Source organism: Persicitalea sp., assembly GCF_041751555.1.
GTDB lineage: Bacteria > Bacteroidota > Bacteroidia > Cytophagales > Spirosomataceae > Persicitalea.
This window is the reverse complement of record NZ_JBGSXF010000651.1, coordinates 1-5,898: the sequence shown is the minus strand read 5'-3', so window position 1 is coordinate 5,898 and position 5,898 is coordinate 1. Positions and strand designations below refer to the sequence as shown.

The following is a 5,898-nucleotide window of genomic DNA, read 5'->3' as shown; positions in this document are numbered from 1 at the left end:
CGTTCCTTGATTTCCTCGGTGCGGGTGATGTCGTTGTTGCCGCCGCCGATGAGGGCCACGACGTTCTTGCCCCGGATTTCGTCTCTGATAAAATCCAGCGCGGCCACGGTCAGTGCCCCGGCAGGTTCGGCAACGATGGCTTCCTCGTTGTAGAGTTGCAGGATGGTGGAGCAAACTTTGCCCTCCGGCACCAGGATGATTTGATCCAGGTTCTCGCGACAAATCTGGAAGGTAGTTTCTCCGGCGCGGCGCACGGCGGCCCCGTCCACAAACTTGTCGATCTTATCGAGCGTAAGGACATGGCCCTCGGCGATGGCCCGCTGCATGGTGGGCGAGCCGAGCGGCTCCACACCGATGAGTTTAGTCTTGGGTGAAAGCTGCTTGAAGACCGTCGAAACGCCCGAAGCCAGTCCGCCGCCGCCGATGGCCATCAGCAGGTAGTCGATCTTGAAATCGGCGTCTTTGAATATTTCCAAACCTACCGTTCCCTGGCCTTCCATCACCAGTACATCCTCGAACGGATGCACGAACGTGGCCTCGTGGGTGGCCTGGTACTGCGTCGCGGCGTGGTAGGCGTCGTCGTAGGTGTCGCCCACGAGCTGGATTGTTACCCACTCTTTACCAAACATCCTAACCTGCTTCACTTTCTGGGCGGGGGTAGTTGTAGGCATGAAGATGACACCCAGCACGCCCATTTTGCGGCAGGCGTAGGCGACGCCCTGTGCGTGGTTCCCGGCACTAGCGCAAACTACCCCCTTGGCAAGTATCTCGGGCGAGAGGCTCGCCATTTTGTTATATGCGCCCCGAATTTTGTAGGAGCGCACGATCTGCAAATCCTCCCGCTTCAGATAAATATTGGCCCCAAACCGCTCCGACAAATTCAAATTGGCCATCAACGGCGTGTGGGTGGCCACACCCCGCAGCCGCTCCGCCGCTAAGAATATTGCATCAAGCGTGGGTAAGTTTGTTATCGTATCGGCGGAAATATTTTTCATATGAAATCACATAGGTAATGCTCCGGCGAAATTACGGATTTCATTTCTTGCAAAAACAAAAACCCGCGAGATGCGCTCGCGGGTTTTTGTTATAATGTCGGAATTGGTGAATGTTGGAATGTGGAATATTGCTTTCGCCAGCTATTATCTATTCCGACATTCACTCATTCCAAATTATCCTCTCTCCGGCCGCAGCCCACGCACGGTGCTTCCCGCCCGCCACATTTCGGAGTCCCGGAGTTCGGCGAGTTCTACTTCAAGTTTTTCGCGGTAGTCGGCTTTGGAGTTGCGCGTGATGGAGATTTCGGCTTGTTCGCCGGATTTTACGGAGTTGTAAAGCTTTTCAAAAACGGGCTTGGTCGCATCGCGGAAGGGCTTCCACCAGTCGAGGGCACCGCGCTGGGCGGTGGTGGAGCAGTTGGCGTACATCCAATCCATGCCGTTTTCAGCCACGAGGGGCATGAGCGATTGCGTGAGTTCCTCCACCGTTTCGTTAAAGGCCTCGGAAGGCGAGTGGCCGTTGGCGCGAAGTACCTCGTACTGCGCAGCAAAGATGCCCTGAATGGCACCCATCAAAGTACCCCGCTCACCCGTGAGGTCGGAGGTCACTTCGCGGTAAAAATCAGTTTCGAACAAATAACCAGACCCTACGCCTATGCCCATCGCGATGCAGCGCGTACGGGCGTTGCCCGTGGCATCCTGGAATACGGCGAAAGAAGAGTTCAAGCCCTTGCCCTCCACGAACATCCGGCGCAGGGAAGTACCCGAACCTTTGGGTGCGACGAGGAACACGTCCACGTCGGCGGGTGGAATGATGCCGGTTTTGTCCTTATATGTAATGCCGAAGCCGTGCGAGAAGTACAGCGACTTGCCGGGCGTCAGTGCTTTTTTGACAGTGGGCCAAAGCTCGATTTGGGCGGCGTCCGAAAGGAGATAACAGATGATCGTTCCCTTCTCGAGAGCTTCCTCGATCTCGAAAAGTGTTTCGCCCGGTACCCAGCCATCGGCGATGGCTTTGTCCCACGATTTGCCGCCTTTGCGCTGACCGACGATTACATTAAAACCGTTGTCACGCATGTTGAGGCTTTGGCCGGGGCCTTGCACGCCGTAGCCGATCACGGCGATGGTGTCGTCGGCGAGGGTTTCACGGGCTTTTTCGAGGGGGAATTCTTCGCGGGTGACTACTTCTTCTTCAACGCCGCCAAAATTTAACTTTGCCATTTTTTACTTAATTGTGAATGGATAATTGAGAATTAATTTTGAATGAGAGAATATCTTATCGAAGAGATCAGTAAAATTTACCGCTTAGGCGGACCGTCAATCACTCATTAACAACTTGTAATAAATCAATTGTAAGAGAGGTAATCGTACTTGTCTTCTTCGGGCAGGTACTCTACCAGGCTACGCGGTGACTTGCTGACGGCCACGCGGCCGGAGCGCACGAATTCGAGAATGCCGTGGGGCTTGATGTAGTTGAAGAAATCAAAAATTTCATCTTCCGTGCCCGTCTTTTCGATCACCACGTAGTCCAGGCCCCAGTAAACTACCCAGGCCTTATAGGTTTTGTTGACTGTTTCGATGTCGAGCCTTTTGGCGCCTTCGAGCGTCGGGATTTTGAAGAGAGCGATTTCGTTGTAAACGATTTCGTCGTTGAGGTAGCCGAACACGGCCAACACCTCCACGACCTTGCGAATCTGCCGCACAATCTTTTCGATCGTATCGCGCGATTCTGCCTTGATCACAATCGTAAACCGCGAAATGCCCTTACGCTCTGTTTCGGACACGGTCAAACTCTCGATGTTGATCCGACGACGCGTGAATATAATCGTAATCTTATTCAGCAGCCCGATGCTATTTTCCGTGAAAACACAAATGGTGTATGAGGTCATAGTTTCAATTTTGAATGAGTGAATTAGTGAATGATAGAATGTTGCTTTCGCCAGCACACGTCCATATTCATGCATTAAAACTATTCACTCATTCTATCATTCTATCATTCAAAATTAACGAAGGCGTATCTCCGCCACACTAGCTCCTGATGCTACCATCGGGAAGACGTTTTCTTCTTTTTCTACGATGACTTCCAGCAGGTAGGGCTTGTCGGAGGCCAGCATTTTGTCCAGGGAGTCGCTGAGGTTTTCGCGCTGGTCGCAGGTATGTCCGGCTACGCCGAAGCCCTTGGCGATGGTGATGAAATCGGGGTTTTGCAGTTCCACGAACGAATAGCGTTTCTCGAAAAACAACTGCTGCCACTGGCGCACCATGCCCAGGTAGTTGTTGTTCAGGATAATCGCTTTTACGGGCAAGCCGCTTTGGGCGATAGTACCCAATTCCTGAATCGTCATCTGGAAACAGCCGTCGCCAATGATCGCAACTACCTCGCGCTCGGGGTCGCCGACTTTGGCCCCGAAGGCCGCCGGGAGAGCGTAGCCCATCGTTCCCAGGCCACCGGAGGTAATGAAAGAATTGTTTCTTTTGAACTGATAGTATCGCGCCGTTACCATTTGGTGCTGACCTACATCGGCCACGATGAATGCCTCACCCTTGGTTTTATCGGAAAGCATCCGCACGACCTCGGCCATTTTGATCATTTCAGTGGTGGCCGAAAGTTCAGGGATCGTAATGGCTTCTTCTTCCTCAGCATCTAATTCCCTGAACTTATTCAGCCATTCTTCGTGGCTATTGGGATTTAGTAGTGGCGTAAGCATCTGCAATGACTCTTTGGCGTCGCCGACTACGGGGGCATGGGCTTTGACTACCTTATCGATTTCGGCGGGGTCGATTTCGATATGAACGATCTTGGCTTGCTTGGCGTAGCGGGTCACATCGCCCGTCACGCGGTCGTCGAAGCGCAGCCCGACGCCGATTAGTACGTCGCATTCATTGGTAAGGCGGTTGGTACTATAGTTGCCATGCATTCCCAGCCAACCCGCGTACAGTGGATGGTCTACAGGTACCGACGACAAACCCAGCAACGTCGAAGCGCAGGGAATTCCGGTTTTTTCGACCAGTTCCAGCAATTCTTTCTCCGCTCCGGCGAGCTTCACGCCGTGACCAAAGAGCAGAAATGGTCGCTTGGCCCCGTTGATGAGCGTGGCGGCGGCTTCTACGTGTTCGCGCTTGGGAATTAGTCGCGGGTGGTAGCCGGGTAGTTTTTTACAAAAATCATAAGTGAACGGCTTCGTCATCATTTCCGACTGGGCGTTCTTGGTAATGTCGATCAGCACTGGACCCGGACGACCCGCCCGCGCGACATAGAAAGCCTTAGCCATGGCCTCCGGCACTTCATCGGCGGAAGTGACCTGGAAATTCCATTTGGTGATGGGCATCGTTACACCAATAACGTCCGTCTCCTGGAAGGCGTCAGTGCCTAACAAATGCTTAGCTACCTGCCCAATGATGCAAACCATCGGTGTGGAGTCGATGATGGCGTCGGCGATGGCCGTAATCAGGTTAGTCGCCCCCGGCCCTGAGGTGACCAGACACACGCCAACCTTCCCTGAGATACGCGCGTAACCCTCGGCAGCGTGGCCCGCGCCTTGCTCGTGGCGCACCAAAATATGGTTGATCTGATCCTGATAATCATAAATGGCGTCGTACACGGGCATAATCGCCCCACCCGGATACCCAAAAATGGTATCCACGCCCTCCGCCAGCAAAGCCCGAATCACAGCGTGCGAGCCGTTCATCAACTCAGCGTTTTCGGTCAGTATTTGCGGCTCTTCCAGAACTGCGGTTTCTTCATTTGTCATCTGTGATCAATTTTGAATGATAGAATGAGTGAATGATAGAATAAATTGGCGTAAGCAACATTCTATCATTCACTCATTCTATCATTCTATCATTCAAAACTCACTCATTCAAAATTAAAATTCGTCCGTCACGCAGCCCTCGCTGGCTGATTTTACCTGGCGGATGTATTTGCCCAGAACCCCTTTTGTGAAGCGGGGTTTCGGTTGTTTCCAGTTGCTTTTCCTTTCGGCCATTTCTTCGTCCGAAATGTGCAGCGTGAGCTGGCGCGTGTTGGCATCGATGGTGATTTTGTCGCCATCCTGCACCAGGGCGATGGGGCCACCGTCGAAAGCTTCGGGCGTGATGTGGCCTACCACGAAACCGTGGGTGCCGCCCGAAAAGCGTCCGTCGGTGATCAGGGCGATTTTGTCGCCCAGGCCCGCGCCCATCACGGCGGAGGTCGGTTTTAGCATTTCCGACATCCCAGGCCCGCCTTTGGGTCCCGAGTTGCGGATGACGACTATATGGCCGGCGCGGATTTCGCCCTTTGCCAGCATGTCGATGATCTCCGACTCGTGTTCGCAGACCTTGGCGTCGCCTTCGAAGAAAGTACCCTCCTTGCCCGTGATCTTGGCTACTGAACCCGTGGGGGCTAGGTTACCGTACAGGATTTGAATGTGGCCGGTGGACTTTATAGGGTTAGAAAGCGGGAATATTATCTTTTGTTTATCAAAATCCAGGTCAGCGGCCTCAGCCAGGTTCTCGGCCACAGTTTTTCCGGTAACGGTCAGGCAGTCGCCGTGGATCAGGCCTTCGCCGTGCAAGTATTTCGTGATGGCCGGAACGCCACCGATTTCCAGCAGGTCTTCCATATAGTACTTGCCGCTAGGCTTCAAATCGCCGATGAAAGGCGTGCGATTGCTGATTTCCTGAATATCGTCGAGCGTGAGCGGAAGGCCCGCTGAACGCGCAATAGCCAGGTAGTGCAACGCGGCGTTGGTCGAGCCGCCCAACGCCATAACTACCGTCAGCGCGTTTTCCAGCGATTTTTTGGTAATAATATCTTTCGGGGTAATGTCTCGCTCCAAAAGTAGCTTCATCGCCGCGCCGATTTTCTTGCACTCCTCCTGCTTGCCTTCGTGCGTAGCCGGGTAGCTGCTGCTGAACGGCA

General features: G+C 53.5%; 5 protein-coding genes. All 5 read right to left on the bottom strand.

Translation table 11 applies throughout. From position 1 onward, the window contains the following. Nucleotides 1–995: threonine ammonia-lyase IlvA (gene ilvA, locus ACEW8P_RS23015; RefSeq protein WP_373515416.1), on the bottom strand; the 995-nt coding region annotated here is incomplete at its 3' end. A 174-nt stretch (nt 996–1,169) separates the two neighbouring features. Continuing rightward, entirely contained in the window at nt 1,170–2,216 is a 1,047-nt protein-coding gene (gene ilvC, locus ACEW8P_RS23010) for a ketol-acid reductoisomerase (RefSeq protein ID WP_373515415.1), read from the bottom strand. A gap of 125 nt (nt 2,217–2,341) precedes the next feature. Then, entirely contained in the window at nt 2,342–2,884 is a 543-nt protein-coding gene (gene ilvN, locus ACEW8P_RS23005) for an acetolactate synthase small subunit (RefSeq protein ID WP_373515414.1), read from the bottom strand. A gap of 114 nt (nt 2,885–2,998) precedes the next feature. Further along, on the bottom strand, nt 2,999–4,747 hold the full coding sequence (ilvB, locus tag ACEW8P_RS23000; RefSeq protein ID WP_373515413.1) for a biosynthetic-type acetolactate synthase large subunit: 1,749 nt from the start codon (nt 4,745–4,747) through the stop codon (nt 2,999–3,001). 114 nt (nt 4,748–4,861) lie between these two features. Next, nucleotides 4,862–5,898, bottom strand: a 1,037-nt coding sequence (locus ACEW8P_RS22995) for a dihydroxy-acid dehydratase (RefSeq protein ID WP_373515412.1), incomplete at its 5' end; no start/stop codon positions are given.

Bases quoted from the DNA above. Each gene is read 5' to 3' on its own strand.
- ilvC (WP_373515415.1), bottom strand. From the start codon at position 2,216: ATGGCAAAGTTAAATTTTGGCGGCGTTGAAGAAGAAGTAGTCACCCGC.
- ilvN (WP_373515414.1), bottom strand. From the start codon at position 2,884: ATGACCTCATACACCATTTGTGTTTTCACGGAAAATAGCATCGGGCTG.
- ilvB (WP_373515413.1), bottom strand. From the start codon at position 4,747: ATGACAAATGAAGAAACCGCAGTTCTGGAAGAGCCGCAAATACTGACC.